The 23296-nt window shown below is 64.8% G+C and carries 22 protein-coding genes; 8 read left to right on the top strand and 14 right to left on the bottom strand.

Going from position 1 to position 23296, the window contains the following annotated elements; all coding sequences use genetic code 11:
- Positions 1 to 8 precede the first annotated feature (8 nt).
- Complete coding sequence (hemW, locus tag OEZ60_RS08810; protein WP_263335176.1) at positions 9 to 1163, top strand: radical SAM family heme chaperone HemW; 1155 nt, start codon at positions 9 to 11, stop codon at positions 1161 to 1163.
- Positions 1163 to 1516: a YbaN family protein gene (locus tag OEZ60_RS08805; RefSeq protein WP_263335404.1), complete on the top strand. Its 354-nt coding sequence runs from the start codon at positions 1163 to 1165 to the stop codon at positions 1514 to 1516. The genes hemW and OEZ60_RS08805 overlap by 1 nt, the downstream gene beginning before the upstream one ends.
- Here OEZ60_RS08805 and OEZ60_RS08800 read toward each other — a convergent pair.
- The 7 genes from OEZ60_RS08800 to hemJ all read right to left on the bottom strand — a co-directional run bounded on the left by OEZ60_RS08800 (position 1513) and on the right by hemJ (position 8900).
- Positions 1513 to 2406: a ParB/RepB/Spo0J family partition protein gene (locus OEZ60_RS08800; protein ID WP_263335402.1), complete on the bottom strand. Its 894-nt coding sequence runs from the start codon at positions 2404 to 2406 to the stop codon at positions 1513 to 1515. The genes OEZ60_RS08805 and OEZ60_RS08800 overlap by 4 nt on opposite strands.
- A gap of 13 nt (positions 2407 to 2419) precedes the next feature.
- Positions 2420 to 3223: a ParA family protein gene (locus tag OEZ60_RS08795; protein ID WP_263335174.1), complete on the bottom strand. Its 804-nt coding sequence runs from the start codon at positions 3221 to 3223 to the stop codon at positions 2420 to 2422.
- Positions 3216 to 3833 (bottom strand): 16S rRNA (guanine(527)-N(7))-methyltransferase RsmG, encoded by a 618-nt coding sequence (rsmG, locus tag OEZ60_RS08790; protein ID WP_263335173.1) that lies wholly within the window; start codon positions 3831 to 3833, stop codon positions 3216 to 3218. Before rsmG ends, OEZ60_RS08795 begins: the two co-directional genes overlap by 8 nt.
- Before the next feature lie 2 nt (positions 3834 to 3835).
- The gene (gene mnmG / locus OEZ60_RS08785) at positions 3836 to 5701 is read right to left on the bottom strand and encodes a tRNA uridine-5-carboxymethylaminomethyl(34) synthesis enzyme MnmG (RefSeq protein ID WP_263335171.1); all 1866 of its coding nucleotides are present in this window, start codon (positions 5699 to 5701) and stop codon (positions 3836 to 3838) included.
- Between the two features lie 12 nt (positions 5702 to 5713).
- Complete coding sequence (mnmE, locus tag OEZ60_RS08780; protein WP_263335170.1) at positions 5714 to 7003, bottom strand: tRNA uridine-5-carboxymethylaminomethyl(34) synthesis GTPase MnmE; 1290 nt, start codon at positions 7001 to 7003, stop codon at positions 5714 to 5716.
- Positions 7004 to 7033: 30 nt separating this feature from the next.
- Entirely contained in the window at positions 7034 to 8305 is a 1272-nt protein-coding gene (gene rho / locus OEZ60_RS08775; protein WP_263335168.1) for a transcription termination factor Rho, read from the bottom strand.
- Between the two features lie 127 nt (positions 8306 to 8432).
- Entirely contained in the window at positions 8433 to 8900 is a 468-nt protein-coding gene (hemJ, locus tag OEZ60_RS08770; protein WP_263335167.1) for a protoporphyrinogen oxidase HemJ, read from the bottom strand.
- Positions 8901 to 9313: 413 nt separating this feature from the next.
- On the opposite strand from hemJ, the gene OEZ60_RS08765 reads away from it, so the two are divergent.
- The 4 genes from OEZ60_RS08765 to dnaQ are packed head-to-tail and all read left to right on the top strand — an operon-like array spanning position 9314 to position 12048.
- A complete protein-coding gene (locus OEZ60_RS08765; RefSeq protein ID WP_263335165.1) occupies positions 9314 to 9925 on the top strand; it encodes a Maf family protein in 612 nt (203 codons plus the stop codon).
- On the top strand, positions 9922 to 10761 hold the full coding sequence (locus tag OEZ60_RS08760) for a shikimate dehydrogenase (RefSeq protein WP_263335163.1): 840 nt from the start codon (positions 9922 to 9924) through the stop codon (positions 10759 to 10761). Before OEZ60_RS08765 ends, OEZ60_RS08760 begins: the two co-directional genes overlap by 4 nt.
- On the top strand, positions 10758 to 11360 hold the full coding sequence (coaE, locus tag OEZ60_RS08755; RefSeq protein WP_263335161.1) for a dephospho-CoA kinase: 603 nt from the start codon (positions 10758 to 10760) through the stop codon (positions 11358 to 11360). The genes OEZ60_RS08760 and coaE overlap by 4 nt, the downstream gene beginning before the upstream one ends.
- Complete coding sequence (gene dnaQ, locus OEZ60_RS08750) at positions 11353 to 12048, top strand: DNA polymerase III subunit epsilon (protein WP_263335159.1); 696 nt, start codon at positions 11353 to 11355, stop codon at positions 12046 to 12048. The genes coaE and dnaQ overlap by 8 nt, the downstream gene beginning before the upstream one ends.
- Here the strand turns inward: dnaQ and OEZ60_RS08745 are convergent.
- The 6 genes from OEZ60_RS08745 to xylF form a co-directional block, all read right to left on the bottom strand.
- Complete coding sequence (locus tag OEZ60_RS08745) at positions 12045 to 12713, bottom strand: sugar transferase (protein WP_263335158.1); 669 nt, start codon at positions 12711 to 12713, stop codon at positions 12045 to 12047. The two genes, dnaQ and OEZ60_RS08745, sit on opposite strands and share 4 nt — an antisense overlap.
- A 273-nt stretch (positions 12714 to 12986) precedes the next feature.
- A complete protein-coding gene (gene xylA, locus OEZ60_RS08740; protein ID WP_263335156.1) occupies positions 12987 to 14291 on the bottom strand; it encodes a xylose isomerase in 1305 nt (434 codons plus the stop codon).
- Positions 14288 to 15724 carry a xylulokinase gene (gene xylB / locus OEZ60_RS08735; RefSeq protein WP_263335155.1) on the bottom strand — a complete coding sequence of 479 codons (1437 nt, stop codon included), beginning with the start codon at positions 15722 to 15724 and terminating at the stop codon, positions 14288 to 14290. The genes xylA and xylB overlap by 4 nt, the downstream gene beginning before the upstream one ends.
- A complete protein-coding gene (locus tag OEZ60_RS08730; protein WP_263335153.1) occupies positions 15724 to 16485 on the bottom strand; it encodes an ATP-binding cassette domain-containing protein in 762 nt (253 codons plus the stop codon). Before OEZ60_RS08730 ends, xylB begins: the two co-directional genes overlap by 1 nt.
- Positions 16482 to 17834, bottom strand: a complete 1353-nt coding sequence (locus tag OEZ60_RS08725) for a sugar ABC transporter permease (protein WP_263335152.1) — start codon at positions 17832 to 17834, stop codon at positions 16482 to 16484. The genes OEZ60_RS08730 and OEZ60_RS08725 overlap by 4 nt, the downstream gene beginning before the upstream one ends.
- 77 nt (positions 17835 to 17911) lie before the next feature.
- Positions 17912 to 18931, bottom strand: a complete 1020-nt coding sequence (gene xylF, locus OEZ60_RS08720) for a D-xylose ABC transporter substrate-binding protein (RefSeq protein ID WP_263335151.1) — start codon at positions 18929 to 18931, stop codon at positions 17912 to 17914.
- A gap of 207 nt (positions 18932 to 19138) precedes the next feature.
- Between xylF and OEZ60_RS08715 the strand changes: the two genes are divergently transcribed.
- Both OEZ60_RS08715 and OEZ60_RS08710 read left to right on the top strand, forming a co-directional pair.
- Positions 19139 to 20422, top strand: a complete 1284-nt coding sequence (locus OEZ60_RS08715) for an ROK family transcriptional regulator (RefSeq protein WP_263335149.1) — start codon at positions 19139 to 19141, stop codon at positions 20420 to 20422.
- Positions 20419 to 21939: a CRTAC1 family protein gene (locus OEZ60_RS08710; RefSeq protein ID WP_263335148.1), complete on the top strand. Its 1521-nt coding sequence runs from the start codon at positions 20419 to 20421 to the stop codon at positions 21937 to 21939. The genes OEZ60_RS08715 and OEZ60_RS08710 overlap by 4 nt, the downstream gene beginning before the upstream one ends.
- Here OEZ60_RS08710 and OEZ60_RS08705 read toward each other — a convergent pair.
- Positions 21936 to 23246: a cytochrome-c peroxidase gene (locus tag OEZ60_RS08705; RefSeq protein WP_263335146.1), complete on the bottom strand. Its 1311-nt coding sequence runs from the start codon at positions 23244 to 23246 to the stop codon at positions 21936 to 21938. The genes OEZ60_RS08710 and OEZ60_RS08705 overlap by 4 nt on opposite strands.
- Positions 23247 to 23296: the final 50 nt, after the last annotated feature.

Raw genomic sequence — 23296 nt, 5'->3', positions numbered from 1 at the left:
TGGCATTGATGGAAGACTGGCAGCACGGTGGTTTTGGGCTTTATTTGCACTGGCCGTTCTGCGCGTCTAAATGCCCCTATTGCGATTTCAACTCCCACGTCGCGGCCGAGATCGATCAGGAGCGCTGGAAGCGGGCCTATCTCTCGGAGATCGAGCGGGTCGGACGCGAGACCGAGGGACGTATCCTCAACACCGTATTCTTCGGCGGCGGCACGCCGTCGCTGATGGCGCCCGAACTGGTGGCGGCGATCCTCGACAAGGTGCGTGCGACCTGGAGGATGGCGAACGATCTCGAAGTGACGCTCGAGGCCAATCCCGGCAGCGTCGAGGCCGGGCGGTTCCGCGGCTATGCCGAGGCCGGGGTCAACCGGATCTCGATGGGTATTCAGGCGTTGAACGACGTTGATCTGAAGCGGCTCGGGCGGCTGCATTCGGTCACGGAGGCGCGTGCGGCGTTCGATGTGGCGCGCGATGTTTTCGCCCGGGTGAGCTTCGATCTCATCTACGCGCGTCAGGATCAAGATCTGCGCGCTTGGGAGACGGAACTTGGCGAAGCGATGGCGATGGCGGTGGATCACCTGTCGCTCTATCAGCTGACGATCGAGGATGGAACAGCCTTCGGCGCCCGCCACGCGGCGGGTGGTTTGAGGGGATTGCCCGAGGACGATCTGTCGGCAGATATGTATCTGAAAACACAAGATATTCTAGGACCCTCCGGTATGCCCGCCTACGAGGTGTCGAACCACGCGCGGGATGGGGCGGAGAGCCGGCACAACCTGATCTACTGGCGCTATGGCGATTACGCCGGGATCGGGCCGGGAGCACACGGCCGGCTGACGCTCAAAGGACAGAGGTTTGCGACGGAAACGCCGCTCGCTCCTTCCAGATGGCTACAGCAGGTCGAGGCGGCAGGCCACGGAGAGTCTCCGCGCGAAGCTATTTCGGAGGCCGATCAGGCCGGCGAATACCTGATGATGGCGCTGAGGCTGGTCGAGGGCATGGATATGAACCGGTATGCGCAGCTTGCTGGAGTCGGGTTGTATGAGATCGCCGTGGACCGACTTGAAGAGCTCGGGATGCTACGCCGCGATGGCACGCGAATTGCCGCGACGGCAGCAGGTCGTGCCGTATTAAACGCCGTAATTCGCGAGTTGATGCCATGATCCGCCCGATCTGGCTGCTCGCGGGCGGCGCAGCCCTGGCATTGGCCGCGGCCGGAATCGTGCTCCCGCTCTTGCCGACGGTCCCTTTTCTGCTGCTCGCGGCTTTCTGTTTCGCAAGGGGGTCGGAGCGGATGCATGGCTGGCTTGTGGCGCATCATCAGTTCGGACCGCCAATCCGGGACTGGCAGGAGCGTGGCGCGGTCTCGCGGCGCGTAAAGTGGATAGCGAGCGCGTCGATTGCAGCTGCGCTGTGCCTCGCCGCGGCATTCCGCCTGCCCCTCGGGCTGCTGGCCGTGCAGGCCGTCGTTCTCTGTGGCGTGCTGCTGTTTCTTTGGACGCGGCCTGAGGCCTAGCGAGTCGAACTCAGGATCTGGCAGAGCTCGTCAAGCTCGTCGAGCGTTCGGTAAGTGATCATCAGATTGCCGCCGTCATGGCCCTTGTGGTCGATCACTACCTTCATCTTCAGATTGGCCGAGAGATCCTGTTCGAGAACGCGGGTATCGGCGTCCTTCTCCGGGCGCGCCGCCTGTCGCGGTGCGGTTGTTTTGGCCGGAGCCTTGGCCAGCCGCTCGGTTTCGCGTACCGAAAGACCCTTTGCGATGACCTGCCGTGCCAGGGCGACGGGATTGTCCGTGGTGACGAGCGCGCGGGCATGCCCGGCGGTCAGCTGACCTTCACGCAGCCAGGTCTGGACCTCGTCGGGCAGGGTCAGCAGCCGCAGGAGATTGGCGATGTGGCTGCGGCTCTTCGAGAGGCCTTCCGCGAGCTTCTCCTGGGTGTGACCGAACCGGTCCATGAGCTGACGGTAACCCATCGCCTCTTCGACCGGGTTCAGGTCGGCGCGCTGGATGTTTTCGATGATCGCGACTTCAAGCACCTCGGTATCGGTGAATTCCCGAACGACGACCGGAACGTCGTGAAGTTGCGCCATCTGCGCGGCGCGCCAGCGTCGCTCGCCGGCTACAATCTCGTAACTATCTGATTTTCTTGGATTTTGCCTGACAATTAGTGGCTGAATAATGCCCTTCGCGCGGATCGATGCGGCAAGCTCCTCAAGCTGCTCGCGCGGAAAATCCCGGCGGGGCTGGTCGGGATTGGGCTCGAGCTTCTCAACCGGCACGCGCGCGTCTGACCGCCGAGGGCGGTCACCAAGCGAGTCCTCCGCCCGGTCAAGATTGACGTCCGCCATAAGGGCCGAAAGACCGCGGCCGAGACCGCGCCGTTCGCTCTTTCTGTCTGACATGTGTTGCCCTTTCCTAGCTCTTCCCGTGCCGCGCCAGCATTTCCTGCGCAAGCGCGCGATAGGCAAGACTTCCCTTCGACATCGTGTCGTAAACGAGAACCGGCACCGCGTAGGACGGTGCCTCGCTCAGCCGGACATTGCGTGGCACGACCGTCTCATACACCAGCGCGCCGAGGTTGTCGCGGGCATCAGCCTCTACCTGTTGTGAGAGATTGTTCCGGCTATCATACATCGTGAGGACGATGCCCTCGATCCGCAGATCCGCATTGGCGGTTTGCCGGACTTGCCGGATCGACAGCATCAGCTGCGAAAGGCCCTCGAGCGCATAGAATTCGGCCTGCAGCGGCACCAGGACCGAATGTGCGGCGACCATCGCGTTGACGGTGAGCAGGCTGAGCGAAGGCGGACAATCGATCAGGATGTAGTCAAAGTCAAAACTGTCGATCGCCGGCTGTCGCAGCGCGTCGTGCAAAAGAAAGCTGCGCTTTTCGTTCGCGACAAGCTCAATGTCGGCCGACGAGAGATCGGTCGTTGCGGGACAGAGCCAGAGCCCCTCGACTTTCGTCGGGCGAATCACGTCCATCAGTGATGCGTCTTCGATCAGGAGATCGTAGGTGGTCCTTTCCCGCTGCGCGGGCTCAATGCCGAGGCCGGTTGACGCGTTGCCCTGAGGATCGATGTCGACGAGGAGCACGCTCAAACCCTCTTCGGCGAGCGCCGCGGAAAGATTGATCGCGGTCGTGGTTTTGCCCACCCCGCCCTTCTGGTTGGCGACTGCGATGATTCGCGGGCCCGGCGGACGAGTCGGATCAGACACGCGTGATACCTCCGATGGTCAGGATGACGGCGTCGGGATCCGTCCTGCTCGGTGTCTTTTGATAGGAAAACTTCCAATCTTCAAGCGCTTGATCGATCTCGACCTGATGATTCGCGCCTTTAGGGAACAAGGCGACACCGCCGGTTGCGAGGTGCCGATCAGCAAAGCGCACAAGCGTCGCAAGAGGCGCAAGCGCTCGCGCCGAAACGACCTCGGCCTTGAGAGGCTCGAGCGCTTCGATTCGCTCGGCCCGAACCTCGGTCGTGAGGCCGAGTTCGCGGCTTACCGTGTCAAGGAACGCGGCCTTCCGCTGATCGCTTTCCACAAGCGTTACTCTCAGGTCCGGGCGCTCGTCCGCCGCCAGAATCGCGGCAACGAGCCCCGGAAAGCCGCCACCGCTCCCAAGGTCGGTCCAAGTCCGGGCTACTGGAGGAGCCAAGTCGAAGATCTGCACCGAGTCGGCAAGATGCCGGCGTCTTACGTCATCGATCGTCGAGCGCGCGACGAGATTGATCGCCGGATTCCATTTCCGGAGTATGGAAACGTAGCCTTCAAACCGATCAGATGTTTCACGTGAAACATTCCGCCCGAAGTCAAAGATCTCGCCCACGCCTACCCCGCCGTGCGCTGCTTATCAGCGCGCCGCAGCGCCGCCAAGATGACCGTCAACGCCGCCGGCGTAATGCCATCGATACGGCTCGCATGTCCTAGAGTTCTCGGCTGCGCGCGCATTAGCTTCTCGCGCAGTTCGTAGGACAATCCGCGCAGCGCCGTATAATCGAAATCTGCTGGGATTTCATGATGTTCATCTCGCTGCATCGCTGCAACATCGGATCTTTGCCGGTCGATATAATTGGCGTAAAGCGCGTCGCGTGCGAGTTGCTCCTGGATTTCGAGGTCGATATCCGCAAGCGCCGGATCGATTCGCACCAGTGTCGAAAAATCCACATCCGGAAAGGACAGCAGTGCAAAAGCCGAACGGCGCTGTCCGTCCTGGCTGATGCTGATACCCCACTCCGCCGCTTCGCGCGGCGTGATTTGAACCGCCTCCAGCGCCGACCGGCCCGCGGTGAGTCGTTCCATCTTTCCGAGGAAGCGCAGTCGCCGATCTTCTTCGACACATCCGAGTTCGATACCGAATCCCGTGAGTCGCTGGTCCGCATTATCGGCGCGCAGCGACAACCGGAATTCCGCGCGCGACGTGAACATACGGTATGGCTCTGTCACGCCACGCGTTACCAGATCGTCGATCATCACGCCGATATAGCTCTTCGTGCGGCTGAAGGTCACCGGTGGCCGGCCCAGTGCAGCGAGTCCAGCGTTAAGCCCCGCGACGAGGCCCTGCGCCGCGGCCTCCTCATATCCTGTAGTTCCGTTTATTTGGCCCGCAAGATATAGACCCGGTACCTGCTTCACCGCCAGAGTCGGCGCCAGCGCGCGGGGATCCACGTAGTCATATTCGATCGCGTAACCGGGCTGCAGTATCTCCACGGCTTCAAGCCCGGCGATCGAGCGAACGTAGGACTCCTGCACATCCAGCGGCAACGATGTTGAAATACCATTGGGATAGACTGTCGGATCGTCCAACCCTTCCGGCTCAAGAAATACCTGGTGCGACGTTTTGTCGGCAAATCGAACGACTTTGTCCTCGATCGAGGGGCAGTAGCGCGGACCAACGCCCTCAATATGGCCGCCATACATGGCAGAGCGCGAAAGGTTGTCCCGAATCAACGCATGGGTGCGCTCGTTCGTATGAGTTATTGCACAACTGATCTGGCGCGCGAACGGGCGCCGATTGAGGAAGGAAAACAGCACTGGCTCCGCGTCGCCGTCCTGAAGCTCCAAGCCATCCCAGTTGATCGTGCGTCCATCAAGCCGCGGCGGCGTTCCCGTCTTGAGCCGGCCAAGCGGAAGTCCAAATCCATCAATTCGTTCGGCCAACCGGACTGAGGGCCTGTCGCCGATTCGGCCTCCCGGCTGGCGCTGATCGCCGATATGGATCACTCCGCGAAGGAACGTGCCAGAGGTCAGGACAACGGCATGGGCTTCAATGACCGCGCCATCAGCGAGAACGACACCGGCAACTCCCTGATCATGAATTCGGAAATCAATGACTTCGCCCTCTATCAGGACGAGGTCGGGCCGCGCTTCCATCTCCGAGATCATAGCCTGCCGGTAGAGTTTTCGATCCGCTTGAGCACGCGGTCCCTGGACCGCTGGCCCCTTGCGCCGATTAAGGAGCCGGAACTGGATGCCGGCTTTATCCGCCACCCGCCCCATCACGCCATCGAGCGCATCGACCTCGCGGACGAGATGGCCCTTACCAAGCCCTCCGATCGCCGGATTGCAAGACATCACGCCAATACCATCTCGGCGCAGCGTCACAAGTGCCGTCGAAGCACCGAGCCGCGCCGCTGCATGAGCCGCCTCGACCCCTGCATGCCCGCCACCGACCACCACGACGTCAAAATGTTTCACGTGAAACACTCCTCACTTGCCGATGCAGAAACTCGAGAAGATTTCATCGAGAAGATCCTCAACATCAACACGCCCGACCAGAGAATCGAGCGCCCTCACGGCATGCCGGAGATTTTCGGCAGCCAGCTCCGCCCGATCCGGTCCGTTTCTTACCTCATCACGCGCCGATTCCATAGACCCCACGGCGCGCTCGATTGCCAATCGATGCCGCTCGCGCGTGATAAGCCCCGCGGAACCGGCGCGCTTCCCGAGTCGCTCCGAAATCGCCGCAATCAGCTCCGACACGCCCTGCCCCGTCATTCCCGAGACACCCATTCTTGACCCGCCACCCGCGCTGAGATCCGCCTTCGCGCTGACGACGATATCCTCGGTCCGCGGCTCGATCATCGGCACAGCTTCACCTTCGACCAGAAACACCCGAAGATCGGCGAGGCGCGCCCGCGCCAGAGCGCGCTCCACACCGATGCTTTCCACATGGTCGTCCGTCTCTCGCAACCCTGCGGTATCGAGCAACGTCACCGCCAGACCGTCGAGATCCATACGCACTTCAATCACGTCCCGCGTCGTACCGGCAACTTCGGACGTGATTGCTGCGTCGCGCCCGGCCAGTGCATTGAGCAGCGTCGATTTCCCGGCATTCGGACGGCCGACGATGGCGACCTCGAAACCTTCCCGGACCCGCTCCGCCGCCCCGAAACCCCTCATCTCACGCCGCAGTTCCTCGGCGACCGCGTCGATAAGCGCCAAAACCTCCGGTGTTACATCCACCGGCACATCCTCGTCCGCAAAATCGATCGTCGCCTCCAAGAGCGCCGCCGCGCGAATCAGATCGCGGCGCCACCCTTCGGCGCGCGCCCCGACCGCCCCTGACAGCACCCGCAGCGCCTGTTTGCGTTGCGCCTCGGTTTCCGCCTCGATGAGATCTGCAAGTCCCTCGACCTGCGCAAGGTCGAGCCGACCATTCTCCAGCGCCCGCCGCGTGAACTCTCCCGCGTCCGCGGGGCGCAGACCCGGCCGCTCCGATAACGCCTTCAGCACCGCCGCGACGGTTGCGGTCGCGCCATGCACCTGCAGCTCTGCCGTCTCTTCCCCGGTGAAACTCGCCCCCGCCGCATAGGTCACGATCATTGCTTCGTCGATCACCTCTCCGTCGAGCCTCAGCTTCCGAAGACCGGCCCGTCGCGGCGGCGGCAAACTCCCGGCGAGAAACCTGACCGCGGGCCAGGCGTCCGGACCTGAAATCCGGATGACCGCAATACCCGCCTTGCCCCGCGCCGAAGCCAGGGCGTAGATCGTGTCCATGGTCATAACCTATTGTTTTACCTAAATAAATTAGGCGTTCATCGAGTCGAAGAACTCGGAGTTCGTCTTGGTTTGCTTGAGCTTGGAGATCAGGAACTCGATCGCGTCCGTCGTTCCCATCGGGTTGAGGATGCGGCGCAGGACGTACGTTTTCTGCAGATCGTTCTTGTCCACCAAGAGATCTTCCTTCCGGGTTCCGGACTTGAGGATATCCATGGCCGGATAGACCCGCTTGTCCGCGACCTTGCGGTCGAGCACGATCTCCGAGTTGCCGGTACCCTTGAATTCTTCGAAGATCACCTCGTCCATCCGGCTTCCGGTATCGATCAGCGCGGTCGCAATGATCGTCAGCGAACCGCCCTCCTCGATGTTGCGCGCCGCCCCGAAGAACCGCTTCGGCCGCTGCAGCGCGTTCGCGTCGACGCCGCCGGTCAGCACCTTGCCCGAGGACGGCACGACGGTGTTGAACGCCCGCCCGAGGCGGGTGATCGAGTCGAGCAGGATCACCACATCGCGCTTGTGCTCCACGAGCCGCTTCGCCTTCTCGATCACCATGTCGCTCACCGCGACGTGGCGCGTCGCCGGTTCGTCGAAGGTCGAGGAGATAACCTCGCCCTTCACGCTGCGCTGCATGTCCGTCACTTCTTCCGGACGCTCGTCGATCAGAAGCACGATCAGATAGCATTCCGGGTGGTTGGTCTCGATCGAATGCGCGATGTTCTGCAGAAGCACGGTCTTGCCGGTCCTTGGCGGCGCCACGATCAAAGCGCGCTGCCCCTTCCCGATCGGCGCAACCAGGTCGATGATCCGCGCCGAACGATCCTTGATGGTCGGATCCTCGATTTCCATCTTGAGCCGCTCGTCGGGATAGAGCGGCGTCAGGTTGTCGAACGCGACCTTGTGCCGCGCCTTCTCCGGGTTCTCGAAGTTGATCGACGTCACCTTGGTCAGCGCGAAGTAACGCTCGTTCTCGCCGGGCGCGCGGATCACCCCTTCGACGGTGTCGCCGGTGCGCAGCGAGTACTGGCGCAGCATGTCGGGGCTGACATAGATGTCATCCGGACCCGGCAGGTAGTTAGCCTCGGGCGAACGCAGGAAGCCGAACCCGTCCTGAAGCACCTCCAGCACGCCGTCTCCGCCGATCTCCCAGCCTTCCTCGGCATGCTCCTTCAGGATCGAGAACATCATCTCGCCCTTGCGCATCGTCGAGGCGTTCTCGACCTCGAGGTCCTCGGCCATGGCCAGCAGGTCAGCCGGGCTCTTTGCCTTCAGTTCGGCAAGGTTCAGTCGCTCTTGGGTCATTGGGAACCGATCGTATCAGGCACGGCCCTCGGGGCGGCGCGAAGGGTCATCAGGGGAAATACCGCACGCCGGACGGCGGGGCTTGGCCGATCCTTACACGCGCATACGCCTCGGAGTCAATCTCCGCTCAGAACCGAACGATGACCGAGACCACGATGATGACCAGCAGCACCGTCGGAATCTCATTCATCAGCCGGTAGGTGCGACCCGTCCGGCTGTTCCGCCCGGCAACGAAATCCTTGCGCCGATACCCCAGCCAATGATGAAACCATGTCATCACGATCACCGCACCAGCCTTGGTCCAGGGCCAGATCGCACTCCAATCGACGATCCCCGGCGTGAACACCAGGCAAAGCCCGAACACCCAGGTCGCCGTCATCGCGGGGTTCATAATCAGCCGCAGAAGTTTGCGCTCCATCACCTGAAACAGGCGGTCGGTCTCGCCGCCGGATTCCACGGACTCGGCGTGATAGACGAAAAGCCGCGGCAGGTAGAACAGCCCCGCCATCCAGGCGATCACAGAGATTACATGGAACACCTTGGTCCATGGATAGATCGCCACCAGAAGGTCCGTCACCTGCCCGCTCCCTCGCATCCGTTCGCGTTTCTTCCTAATCAATGAATATGGAAAGAAAAGAGATGTAGTAGATATTGGGCCTGTGGATGACAGGGATTACACCCGGAATACAGTGGACACCCACAAGCCGACAACCCTGAGGAAAGCTCCGTGCATAACTTTCGCATCAGCGCGAATTTTCGAAATTTTCTCCTTTGTATTCTATGCGTTAACTATACCCCTTTTCCGGTTGACCTGGGGATAACTTTTGTTGCCCGAAGTGCCGCCACGGCGGAGTTTTCCCCAGATCTGAGTAAGTGCGGCGCACAGGTGGATAATCCGTCATCGCGCTTGACATAACCACTCCGGTTCCGCCAGCAACGTCCGGAACCCGATTTATCCCCGGATTGATACCTGCCCTCCCCTTGGCTTTGTCCACAGAACGGTCCCCAATGCCTGAAACCGGTCGCCCGAAAATCGTCCTCGCCTCCGGCTCGGAGATCCGGGCCGGATTGCTCGCCGCAGCCGGCCTCGCCCCCGATATCCGCCCCGCCCGCGTCGACGAGGACGCGATCCGCGCCGCGCTCGAGGCCGACGGCGCCGGAGGTCGCGATCTCGCCGACGCGCTGGCCGAGATGAAGGCGAGGAAGATCTCCGAGAAGGACCCCACCGCATTGGTGATCGGCTGCGACCAGATCCTCGACTGCGAGGGGCGGATCTTCGCCAAACCCGCCGACATCGACGAGGCGCGCGACCATCTGCGCGCGCTCGCGGGACGGACTCACCGTCTCTATTCCGCAGCGATCGTCTGTCAGGCCGGAACTCCGCTCTGGCGTCATGTCGGTACTGTACGTCTGACCATGCGCGACATCTCTGACGCTTATCTCGACGCCTATCTCCACCGAAACTGGGACAGCGTTCGCCACAGCGTCGGCTGCTACAAGCTCGAAGAAGAGGGAGTGCGCCTTTTTTCCCGCATCGAAGGCGACTATTTTACCGTTCTCGGCCTGCCGCTCATCGAACTCTTGACCTGGCTCGGCATTCGGGGCGACATCGCCACATGACCGACCATCCCCGCATTCCGCTCGCCGGCGTCATCGGTTCGCCGATCGCGCATTCGAAGTCGCCGCAGCTTCATGGCCACTGGCTGAAGACCTATGGCATCCGCGGGTATTACATCCCGATGGATGTGGCGCAGTCGGATCTGCGCGAGGTGATCGCCACGCTTCCGAAAGCTGGGTTCGTCGGCGTCAACGTCACGATCCCGCACAAGGAGACGGTGCTCGCGCTCGCCGATGTCGTGACCGATCGCGCCGCCCTGATCGGCGCGGCGAACACGCTGATCTTCCGCAAGGACGGACGGATTCATGCGGACAATACCGACGGTTATGGCTTCATCGCCAATCTGAGGCAGAACGCCCCGACCTGGGCGCCGCAATCGGGAGCCGCCGCCGTCTTCGGCGCGGGCGGTGCCGCCCGCGCGGTCATCGCCTCGCTGATCGAGGTTGGCGTGCCGGAGATCCGTCTTTCAAACCGCACTCGCGCCCGTGCCGAGGCGCTCCGGCAGGAATTCGGCGCCAAGGTCATCGTCTACGACTGGGTCCACGCGGGTTCGATGCTGGAAGATGCCGTCACCGTCGTGAACACCTCCTCGCTCGGCATGGTCGGCAAGCCGGATTTCCGCGTGCCGCTCGACGCGCTTTCGAAATCCGCGGTGGTGACGGATCTCGTCTATACGCCCTTGCGCACGAGGCTGCTCGAAGAGGCCGAGGCGATGGGCTGCGTGACCGTGGACGGGCTCGGCATGCTCCTTCACCAGGCGGCGCCGGCGTTCGAGCGTTGGTTCGGCGCGCGTCCCGAGGTTGACCAGGCGACGCGGGACGTGGTTCTGGGCGCATGACGCGGCCTTTTCTTCTGGGTCTCACCGGCTCGATCGGCATGGGCAAGTCCACCACGGCGGCCATGTTTGCAGCTGAAGGCGTGCCGGTCTGGGACGCCGACGCCGCGGTTCATCGTCTCTATGCGAAGGGCGGCGCCGCCGTGCCGGCGATCGCCGCGCTCTGCCCCGAGGCGGTGGTCGATGGTGCGGTCGATCGCACGGGGCTCAAGACCTGGATCGCCAGCGACCCCGCCGCGCTCGCGCAGATCGAGGCCGCCGTCCACCCGTTCGTGGCCGCCGACCGTGCCGCCTTCATCGCCGGGGCCGAGGCCGACGGCGCGACCCTCGTGGTGCTGGACATCCCGCTCCTCTTCGAGACCGGCGCCGAGACCTGGCTCGACGCCACGCTTGTCGTCACCGCACCCGTCGAGACCCAGCGCGCGCGCGTCCTCGCCCGGCCTGGAATGACCGAGGCGCAGCTTGCGGCAATCCTCGCGCGGCAGATGCCGGATGCCGAGAAACGCGCCCGAGCCACCCATGTGATCGAGACCCGCAGCCTTGATCAAACCCGCGCGGCTGTGCAAAACCTGATCGCGGAGCTTCGGAACAGCCATGCGTGAAATCGTCCTCGACACCGAAACCACCGGCTTCGAACCCGCCGAAGGCGACCGCATCGTCGAGATTGGCGCGGTCGAACTATTCAACCATGTTCCGACCGGGCGGACCTATCACCAGTACATCAACCCCGAACGCGCGATGCCGACCGCAGCCTTCGAGGTCCACGGCCTCGGAGATGATTTCCTGCGCGACAAGCCGCGGTTCACCGAGATCGCCGGAGCATTTCTCGACTTCGTCGGGACGGATTCGCGGCTGGTGATCCACAACGCCGCCTTCGACATGAAGTTCCTCAATGCCGAGCTTGGCTGGGCGAGCCTTCCGCTCCTGCCGATGGACCGCGCGCTCGACACCGTCGCGATGGCGCGGCGCAAGTTCCCTGGTTCACCCGCCTCGCTCGACGCGCTCTGCCGGCGCTTCGGCATCGACAACTCGGCGCGCGAGAAGCACGGGGCGCTACTCGACAGCGAGCTTCTCGCCGAGGTCTATCTGGAACTCATCGGCGGGCGGCAGCCCGATTTTGGGCTGACGGCTGCAACCACCACACCCGGCAACGCCGCCACCGCCGGGACCTGGCGCCCGACGGCGCGGCCCGCGCCGCTTGCCCCGCGGCTCACCGCCGAAGAGGCCGAAGCGCATCGCGTCTTTGTCGAGGGGCTGGGCGCCACCGCGATCTGGGCACGGTTCGGCTAGACACCCGTCGCGCGCATCACTGCACCGAAGGTCCGCGCGAGTACCGAAAGATCGGTGCCGAGGCTGACAGAATGCCCATAGGCGGTGTCGTAGTTTGCGCGCTCCGAGAACGAGCCGCGATTTCGGCACCCGATCTGCCAAAGGCCGGTTATCCCCGGCCGCATCCGGTAATAGGCCGCATCCTGGCGGCCGTCGAGATAGAGCGCCCGCTGCTCCGGCAGGAACGGACGGGGACCGACAAGACTCATGGAGCCGGTGAGCACGTTCCAAAGTTGCGGCAGCTCATCGAGGCTGGTCCGGCGCAGGACCGCGCCGAGCCGCGTGATCCTTGGGTCCCGGGACAGTTTCTGGGTACGGCCCCATTCCGCTGCAAGGGTGGGGTCGGCCTGAAGTATCCGGGCCAACACGCTCTCGGCGTCAGGGATCATGGTCCGGACCTTCCAGCAGCGAAACGGCAATCCGTCGCGACCGATCCGTTTTTGCGAGTAGAGCGGACGACCGCCGGACAGCGCGGTGAGGCAGAGGACCGACGCCACCAGCGGCAGCACGAGCGGCAGCGCCAGGACAACCAGCGCGACATCCAGCACGCGCTTTCCAATCGCGGAATAGAAGCGCGGCGTATCGAAGGGGGCTACGTTGTGGAACTCGAAATACGGGGCGGCCATCCCGGAGAACTCCCTCGTCAATGGGTCCGGTCGGGCTCTGCATCCGGACATGCCGCAAAGCTAAGGGCTGAGTTGTTACGGATCAGTTAAGCTTAATCGGGAGTGAACGAAGCTTCGCCGACCGCGGTTGAAGTCGCTTACGCAGTATGGCGTCTCGACGTTTAATTACGCTTTATCAATACGTTATGGTCGCGGACAATCGTTTGAGTCGACAGGGCCCGAAACGCATCCCTTCCATTGTGGCCAACGAGGCACCGGATCAGCGCCGCGGACTCACACGAATCGGTTCCAGAGGTTTTCCAGCCGCTCCTGCCGTCCCGAGCGCGGTTTCGGGTCGATCCCATCGCGAAGGACCCGGTCCGAAATCTCCTCAAGTGTCGCACCTTGCAGCATTGTCCGGTTCGCAGGATCGTTCCATCCCGCATAGCGCGCCGCTCGCGCCGCCTCGAGCGCGCCGTCCTCGTACAGCGCCGCCGCCGCCTTGAACGCCCGCGCGCAGACATCCATCGCGCCGACATGGGCGAGAATAAGGTCCTCGGGGTCGAGCGACTGGCGCCGAAGTTTTGCGTCGAAATTGGTGCCGCCGGTGGTGAAACCGTCCGCGCGCAGGATCTCGTAATAGGCGCGGGCCATTTCGGGGACGGAGTCCGGGAACTGGTCGGTGTCCCAGCCCGATTGGTAATCGTTGCGGTTCATGTCGATCGAGCCGAACAGGCCGAGCGAGGCGGCGAGCGCGATCTCGTGCTCGAAGGAATGACCGGCGAGGATCGCGTGGCCCTGCTCGATGTTGACCTTGACCTCGCCCTCGAGCCCGAACCGCTTGAGGAAGCCGTAGACTGTCGCGACGTCATAGTCGTACTGGTGCTTCGACGGCTCCTGTGGTTTCGGCTCGACGAGGATCGTGCCCTTGAACCCGATCTTGTGCTTGTAATCGACGACCATCTGCAGGAACCGCCCGGCCTGTTCGGCCTCGCGCGTCAGGTCGGTGTTGAGCAGCGTCTCGTAACCCTCGCGCCCGCCCCATAGGACGTAGTTCTCGCCACCGAGGCGGTGAGTCGCGTCCATGCAGGACTTCACCGTCGCCGCGGCATAGGCGAAGACATTGGGATCCGGGTTGGTCGCGGCTCCGGCCATGAAGCGGCGGTGCGAGAAGAGGTTCGCGGTGCCCCAGAGGAGCCGCGTGCGCTGGCCCGCCATCTTCTGACCGATGTAATCGACGATCTCCTCAAGATTGCGCACGCTTTCGGCAAAGCTCGCGCCTTCGGGCCGCACGTCGGCATCGTGGAAGCAGAAGAACGGCACGCCGAGCAGGTCGAACATCTCGAACGCGGCATCTGCCTTCAGCTTGGCGTGGGCCATCGTGTCGCCGAACCACGGCCGCTCGAAGGTCGCGCCGCCGAACGGGTCGCCGCCGGGCCAGGCGAAACTGTGCCACCAGGCCACCGCGAACCGCAGCTGGTCCTCGAGCCGCTTGCCGAGCACGACCGCGTCGGGATCGTAATGGCGGTAGGCGTAATCGCTGGTGCAGTCGGGCCCCTCGTAGCGGATCTTCGGGATTCGGTCGAAGAAATGGGTCATGTCAGCCCCCTGATGGCAGTTGCGGCGGCCCGATAGCGGGCATGGCCCGCGTCGAAGGCCTCGGTGAGCGCCGCGACGGGTTCGAAGGTTCGGGCGATGGTGGGTGGCGTCGCAATCTCTGCCCCGGCGCCGGTCGCGGCCATGAACGCGAGCCGGGCAGCCCCGAAGGCGGCGCCATAATCCCCCGCGGCGGGCCGGGCGACCGGTGTGCCGAGCGCCGTGGCCAGCGCCGCGAGCCAATAATCCGATTTCGCGCCGCCGCCAGTCGCAAGCAGCCGGTCGATCCTCGAGCCGGTCGCGTAGAGCGCATCGCGGCAGTCCCGGATTGCGAAGGTCACGCCCTCGAGCACCGCGCGCGTCGCGGCCTCGCGATCGGTGGCGTGGTCGAGGCCGATGAAGGCGCCGCGGATCGCGGCGTCGTTCAGGGGCGTCCGTTCGCCGCCGAGAAAGGGAAGGAACCGGGTCTTGCCGGGCGCCTTCAGCGTGCCGAGCGCCTCGGCCAAAGCGGCAGGCTCGCTTCCGGCGAGCCGCGCAAACCAGTTCAGCGCATCGGTGGCGGCAAGGATCACCCCCATTTGGTGCCACTTGCCCGGGAGCGCGTGGCAGAAGCTGTGGACCGCCGTCGCGGGATCGGGTCTATAGCGGTCATTCGCGGCGAAAAGCACGCCCGACGTGCCGAGCGAGACGAACCCTTGCCCCGTCTTCACCACTCCAAGCCCGATTGCCGCCGCCGCGTTGTCACCCGCCCCGCCGGCCACGACTGCGCCAGGCCTCAGCCCGAACCGGCGTGCCAGTTCCGGCCGAAGTCGGCCGGACACTGCGACGCCCTCGACGAGCCGCGGCATCGCGGTGCGGTCAAGCCCGGTTGCGGCCAGAAGCGCCTCCGACCAGTCGCGCGCCCCGGTGTCGAGCCAGCTCGTGCCCGAGGCGTCCGACATCTCCGCGACATGCTCTCCGGTCAGCCAGAGCCGGAGGTAGTCCTTGGGCAGGAGCACCCGCGCCACCTGCGTAAAAAGTGCCGGTTCGTGGCGGCGGAGCCAGAGAAGCTTGGGCGCCGTGAAGCCGGGAAAGACGATGTTGCCGCTGATCCGCCGGAACGCCGGGTCGGCGTCGAACTCGGCGGCCTCCCGGTGGGCGCGGGTATCGTTCCAGAGGATGCAGGGCCTCAGCACGTTGTCGGACCGGTCGAGAAGGACTGCGCCGTGCATCTGCCCGGAAAGCCCGATCGCCTCGGCCGCTGCGCGCGCCGCCTCGGGCAGCGCGCGCAGCACCGCCTCGGCGGCGGCGATCCAATCGGCGGGCGATTGCTCGGACCAGCCGTCCCTCGGTCGCGACACGGTGAGCGGCGCCGTCGCCTCGGCCACGATGCGCTGGTCGGCGTCGATCAGAACGCCCTTCAGGCCCGACGTGCCAAGATCGAGCCCGAGGTACATCACGCCGCCTTTTCGGGCTTCTTGCCGAGGATGATCATGCCGAGGATGTCGTCGTCGGTGACCTCGTCCACGTTCACCGTGCCGACGAGCTGACCGTTCTTCATCACGCTCGCCCGGTCGCAGAGCTTCATCACATTGTGGATGTCGTGCTCGATCAGGAAGATTCCGAGCCCCTGGCGCTTCAGCTCCTCGATCAGCTCGGCGACCATCTGCGTCTCGTGCGGCCCGAGCGCAGCCGTCGGCTCGTCCATGATCAGGATCCGGGCGTTGAAATAGACCGCGCGGGCGATCGCGACCGACTGCCGCTGACCGCCCGAGAGCGCGGAGACCGGCACGTTGAACTTGCGGAAGTTCGGGTTGAGCCGGGCCATGATCTTGCGCGTCTCGGCCTCCATCCGCGCCTCGTCCACGAAGCCCATCGGCGTCACCAGCTCGCGTCCGAGGAAGAGGTTCGAGGCGGCGTCGAGATTGTCGGCGAGCGCGAGCGTCTGGTAGATAGTCTCGATATTGTAGGCGCGGGCGTCGCGCGGGTTCTGAATGCTGGCCTTCTGGCCATTGATGAAGATCTCGCCCGAATCCGCCTGGTAGGCGCCGGAGAGGCATTTGATCAGCGTCGACTTGCCAGCGCCATTGTGGCCGAGCAGGCCGACGACCTCGCCGGGATAGAGATCGACTGTGACGTGATCCACGGCCTTGATGCCGCCAAAGGCGATCGAGATGTCGCGCAGCTCGACGAGGGGGGTTCCGCGATCCTGGGTCATTTCAGGGCTCCCGTACGCTTGCGGTACTGGATGTCGATCCAGACAGCGATTACGAGGACAAGGCCGACGACGATGTTCTGGAACGGCGAGTCGACGCCCACCATCGCCATGCCCGATTGCAGCGACTGCATGATCAGCGCACCGAGAATGGCGCCGTAGATCGTGCCTATTCCACCCGAAAGCGCTGTGCCACCGATCACCGCAGCGGCGATGACGCGGAGCTCGTCGAGCGTGCCGATGTCGTTGGTGTGGTTCTGCAAACGCGCTTGGGCGACGATCGCCGAGAGCGCGCAGAGAAAGCCCATGAGCGCGAAGACCTTGACCGTCAGGAGCCGGGTGTTGATGCCCGAAAGCTCCGCCGCGTCGGGATTGCCGCCGGTGGCGAAGATGTAGCGCCCGAACCGGGTGCGCCGCGCGATCATGGTCATCGCGATGGCGAGAAGGATCAGGATCAGGACCGAGATCGGAAGGCCGAAGACCTCGCTGTAACCTTCCGGCATGGTCTCGCCGCGGGCCGCGAAGATGCGGCGCAGACGGCCGGCCGGGACCTCGTAGGAATTCAGGATCGCGACGAAGCCGAAGATCGCGCCGGCATAGATCGCCGACATCATCACCTCGGCCCAGATCGGCTTGACGCGGAAGTCATGCGCCAGCTTGGCCTTGCGGCCCTGGAACTGCGCCCAGATCGCGAGCGCCGCGGCGATCGCGGCAACGATCCAGGAGGCGGTCGCGCCGAGCGTGCCCTCGGAGCCGCCGAACAGCAGGAAATTCTTGTCGAGCGGCCCGAGCGTCTGGCCGGAGGTCATGTACCAGCCGACATTGCGCCAGATCAGAAGGCCGCCGAGCGTCACGATGAAGGCCGGGATGCGCTGGTAGCCGATGAACCAGCCGTTGAAGGCGCCGACCAGCGTGCCGGTGGCGAGCCCGGCGACCATTGCCATCGGCGCCACCATCGGATGGCCGAAGCCGAGCCCCATCACGGTCGGCACCAGCCAGACCTGCATCAGCCCCATCACCGCCGAACAGAGCGCGAGAAGCGCACCAACGGAAAGGTCGATGTGGCGTGTGACGATGACGAAGACCATACCGGTCGCCATGATCGCGACCGAGACCGTCTGGATCGTCAGGTTGAAGATGTTGCGCGCCGACAGGAACGCGCCGTCCGAGAGCCAGGCGAAGGGGTTCGCGGTGAACTCCGGCTGCAGCCGGAACCCGGTCCAGCCCTGGAAGCCGAGGCAGATCACCACGAAGGCGCCGATCATGCCGAGAAGTCTGGTGTCGATCTCCAGCGTTTCGAGAAGGCTGCGCTGGCGGATTTCATGGGGGGCGTGCTTGGCCACGTCGGACATGTCCGTTCCTTCTGAAGATGGGCCCGAGAGGGCGGGCCCCGGCCTCGGGGGCCGGAGCGCGCCTTTGCATCAGGGGATCAGTTGCAGGGTGCCGGACCAGCGCTCACGCCCTGGCAGAGCGCGTCCTTGCTGATCCATCCGGCATCGACCACGACCGAAAGGTTGTCCTGCGTCACCGGGATCGGCGCGAGGAAGACGGCGTTCATCTCGTTGCCGCCGGGCGTGGTGAACTTGACCGCGTTCGGGATCGCCTCCATCGCGGTGCCGCCGGCGAGCGCGACGGCGATCTCGCCCGCCGCCTTGCCAAGTTCGCGCGCGTCTTTCCAGACAGACACGGTCTGGGTCCCGGCCGCGACCCGGTTCAGCGCCGCATGATCGCCGTCCTGGCCCGAGACCGGGATTCCGGCCATGCCCTGCGCGGTCAGCGCCGACACGACGCCGCCCGCCGTGCCGTCGTTCGAGGCGACGACCGCATCGACTCCGTTCGAAGTCTCGGTGAGGATCTGCTCCATGTTCTTCTGGGCGTTCGCCGGCAGCCAGCCATCGGTATAGGCCTCGCCGGCGATGGTGATGTCGCCGCTGTCGATCGCCGCCTGCAGCACTTCCTGCTGGCCGCCCCTGAGGAAGTCGGCATTGGGATCGGTGGGCGAGCCCTTGATCATCACATAGCGGCCCTTCGGCATCTTCTCGAAGACCGCGCGTGCCTGCATCCGCCCGACCTCGATATTGTCGAAGGTCAGGTAGAAGGCGCGCGGATCCTCGATCAGCCGGTCATAGGCGACGACCGGGATGCCCTCGTCGGCCGCGGCCTGCACTGCGGGCACCACGGCCTGGGTGTCCTGGCCGAGGATGATCAGAGCGTCGACGCCCTGCGCGATCAGCGCCTCGATGTCCGAAAGCTGCTTGGCCGAGGACGATTGCGCATCGGCCGAGACATAGGTGGCTCCGGCCGCGTCGAGCGCGGCCTTCATCGCCGCCTCGTCGGTCTTCCAGCGCTCCTCCTGGAAATTCGACCAGCTCACACCGACGGTCTGCGCCCAGCCGGATGTGGCAAAGCCGGCCGTCAGGACGACGGCCGCGAGAAAGGTTTTCGTCATTGTCTCCTCCCTTGGACGGGCCTCACGCCCGGATCGGCGGGTGCGCCGAACTTCCTCAAGGCTGCCGCGAATAAATTCGCTTGTCAAATTAAAATAAGTTCGACAAAGTACATATGTGAAACAAAACTGCCAGATCCATCGCGAAATCGCCAAGAATTTGGCTGAAGGGCCGCTAATTTGGCTATTTTTAGTTAGGCGTGCTAATTAATGACCGAGGGCGACACCCGGAACAGCCAGCGCATGGGGCCTGATTCGCTCGGCTGCGGCCCGCATATCCCGGCGCTGTCGGAATCCTCGCGGCCGCTGCGCCAGCAGATCTTCGAACGGGTGCGCGCCGCGGGCTCGATCCCCCGGGTTCAGGTCGCCAAGGAGCTGGCGATCAGCCCCGCGACGGTCACCACGCTCACCTCCGAGCTGATCGAGATGGGGCTCGTCGAGGAGATCCAGGCTCCGCGCGACGGCGAATCCGGTCGTGGCCGGCCTGCCGTGGCGCTGGGCGTGCGCGCGTCGGCGCATCTCGTGGCGGGGATCAAGCTCGCGGAGCGCGAGAACACCGCCGTAATCGTCGACTTCGCCGGCAACCTCATTGCCGACCTCGCGGCTCCGCGGCAGTCGCAAGTGATGGAATTGCCAGCGCTGGTCGAAACGATCGACGATTTGCTCGCGCGGATCTGTGCCAAGGCCGGAATCACCCGCGATGCATTGAGCGCCGTCGGCCTCGGCGTGCCGGGTTTCGTCGATGCCGCAGACGGGGTGGCGCATTGGTCGCCGATCCTCGTCGCGCGGCATGTGCCGCTTGCCCGCGCGGTCGAGGCGCGGCTCGGCCTGCCGGTCCGGGTCGACAACGACGCCAACCTCGTGACGCTCGCCGAGCTCTGGTTCGGCGCCGGGCGGCGGCTCTCGGATTTTGCGGTGGTGACGATCGAGCATGGCGTCGGCATGGGCTTTGTCCTCAACCACCGGATCTATCGCGGCGCCCGCGGGCTCGGGATGGAGCTTGGCCATACCAAGGTGCAGCTCGACGGCGCGCTCTGCCGCTGCGGCCAGCGCGGGTGCCTCGAGGCTTATGTCGCCGACTACGCGCTCGCCCGCGAGGCGACGACCGCGCTGAACTGGACCAGCCGCGAGACGCAGTCGACGAACATGCTGCTCGAAAGCCTCTATGATCATGCCAAGGCGGGCAACGCTGCGGCGCGCTCGATCTTCCATCGCGCCGGGCGGTTTCTCGCGCTCGGGCTCGCCAATGTCGTGAACCTCTTCGATCCCGAGCTGATCATCCTGTCGGGTGAGCGGATGCGCTACGACTACCTCTACGCCAACGAGACTCTGGCCGAGATCCAGGCGCTGGCGCTCAACACCGGCCGTCCCGCCCCGAAGATCGAGATCCATGCCTGGGGCGATCTCCTCTGGGCACATGGCGCGGCGGCGCTCGCGCTCTCGGCGGTGACCGAGGGATTGCTGGCGCCGGGCCGCGAGATCGCGGCGCAATGAGGGCGCTGCTGACCGCGCTGGTTTTCGCCTTTCCGGCCGGTGCAGAGCCTGTTTTCGTCGACCGCGCCCTGGGCTTGCCCGCGCCGCATGTCTATGACGGCGGCTGGGAGCATTTCGTCGGCGGCGGGGTCGCGGTCCTCGACTGCAACGCCGACGCACGGCCCGATCTCTTCGCCGCCGGGGGGGCGAACCCGGCGCGGCTCTTCGTCAACAGTACGCCCGGTCCCGGGCAGCCGATCACCTTTTCTAGGGGCGCGCTGGCTGAGATGACCGGAGTAACCGGCGCCTATCCACTAGATATCGACGGCGACGGCTGGCTCGACCTCGCCGTGCTGCGGGTCGGGACTGACCAGCTTTTGCGCGGCGCGCCGGATTGCCGCTTTACCGATGCGACCGCCGACTGGGGCCTTGCGCCGCGTGACGCCTGGACCACCGCGTTCTCTGCGACCTGGGAGCCGGGGCAGGATTTGCCGACCCTCGCCTTCGGCCATTATGTGGACCGGGCCAATCCCGAGGGGCCGTTCGGAGCCTGCGATACATCCGACCTCTACCGGCCCAAAGGCCACCACTACGGCCTGCCCGAGGTGATCGCGCCCGGTTTCTGCGCGCTGTCGATGCTGATCAGCGACTGGCGGCGGATCGGTGTGCCCGAACTGAGGATCTCCAACGACCGCCACTATTATGTACGCGGCGGCTACGAGCAGATGTTCCGGCTCAACCCGCTCGTCGAGCGGCAGGAGGATTGGCCGAAGGTCTCGCTCTGGGGCATGGGAATCGCCAGCGGCGACGTGACCGGCGACGGGCTGCCGGAAGTGATGTTGACCTCGATGGGCGACCAGCTCCTGCAGATCAACACCGGCACGGGGTTCACCGACGCGCCCTATGAGATCGGCACCTATGCCCATGTCCCGTTTCTCGGCGACGACGGCAGGCCCTCGACCGGCTGGCATGCCGAGTTCGGCGATATCGACAACGACGGGCGCGCGGATCTCTTCATCGCCAAGGGCAATGTCGACCAGATGCCGTCGAATGCGATCAACGATCCGAACAACCTCCTGATGCAGGGGCCGGACGGACATTTCACCGAAGCCGCGGAGGCGGCGGGGATCGCCACGACCGAGCGCTCGCGCGGCGCGGCGCTCGCCGATCTCGATGGCGACGGGCGGCTCGACATCGTCGTCGTCAACCGCCGCGCGCCGATGGAGATCTGGCAAAACGCCACCGAAATCACCGGGCATTGGGCCGGAGTAGAGCCTGTTTTTGCCCAGAACACCCGAGCGGTCGGGGCGTGGCTGGAGGTCCGGACCGGTGACGGGGAACAGGCGCGCGAGGTGACGGTCGGCGGCGGTCACGCCGGTGGACAGGCCGGGCCGGTGCATTTCGGGCTCGGCGACGCGACCACTGCAGAGCTTCGCATCATCTGGCCGAACGGGACCCAGTCGGAGTGGGCTTCGATCCCTCTCGACCGGGTCACCCGGGTCGCGCCCGACGGACGCGGTCTTAAGCTCGGGCTCTAGCGCTCCACCGGCAAACCGCTTGGAACCGTCCCCGGTACGCCGAGCCGGCCCTTGATCGCGGCGGGATCACTGAGGGTGTCGAGAAAGGCGAGAATCGCAGCAATCTCCTCGGACGAAAGCGTCCGGCCCGGCTGCACCGCGGCTTCGATCTCAGCCACCTCGTCGGCCGAGCCGAGCACGGCCCAGTCGGGCTTCGTCGCGTCGAGACCGGGCAGAACCGCCTGACTGCGATCGTAGTCACCGAGCCCCACGGCGGGATCGGCATGATGCGCAAGGAAGGCCGCAAGGTCCGACCACGCCCCGGCATGGCCCCAGGGCCCGGTCGCGGTGACATTGCGCAGGGACGGCGTGCGGAACGCATAGGCGTCTTCGGAACGGTTCGTCACCCGCATCCGGCCGGTATCGCGGGAATGGCGCTCGAACCGTTCGGCCTTGCCGGGACCGAGTTGCGGCTCTCCCATCGCGTGAAAGCCGTGGTCGGTCTGGAACGGTCCGGAATGGCACTCGGAACACCCCGCGTCTCCGTAGAACAGCGCCATGCCCTCGGCCGCGCGTTCGGCAAGCGGCGCCCCTCCGCGCAGCATCCTGTCAAAGGCGGAATCGTCGGCCCGCCATTCGACGGCGATGAAGCCTGCGATGGCATTGGAGATATCGGTGAAGGCGATCTCTCGACCCGCCGCGATCTCCGGATAGGCAGCGGCGAACATCTCGCGATAGGCGGGAATTGCCGCGACGCGCTTCGACAGGATGTCCCAGGCACCGCCTTCCCCGGTGATCAGGCCCTCGCGCACCGCGGTCGAGACGTCGTTCTCTTGATAATGCCCCGCCATCTCGTCGGCGGACAACACCGGGAACATCGTCTGTGCCGACAGAACCGAGGCGAAGCCCGCGACCATCTCCTCCTCCAGCGGGGTCCTGAACCCGGAGGGTCGCGACGGATCGGCCTCGATCCGGCCGTCGTGAAAGAGCACGGTGAACTCGCGCGCGCCAAGATTGAAGAGCGCCGGCGCATTCCGGGGAATCCGTTGTTCCGGCGGATTCTCAGGATCGGCGCGGCGATCGGGGCCGAGGCCGATCCCGCCCTCGCCAAGTCCGAGCGAGAGCCCGTCGGAGGTCGCGAACCGCGGATGGTGGCAGGTCGCGCAGGAGATGTTGCGGTTGCCCGACAGGATCGGATCATAGAAGAGCAACTGGCCGAGCCGGGATTCCGCCTCCGGCACCAACAGGAAATCGGCATCTGACACCGGCGCCGGCATCTCGGCACGCACGGCCGTCGCGGCGAGGGCGAGTACAGCGGCAAGGCGCATGGCGAATCCTCCCGTTGCCAGTGATACCGGAGGGCGCGCGCTGGCGATAC

This window comes from Albidovulum salinarum, from assembly GCF_025673475.1.
Taxonomy (GTDB): Bacteria; Pseudomonadota; Alphaproteobacteria; order Rhodobacterales; family Rhodobacteraceae; genus Albidovulum; species Albidovulum salinarum.
Note: the sequence above shows the minus strand (reverse complement) of the source record. Positions and strands in the feature narration are given on the sequence as shown.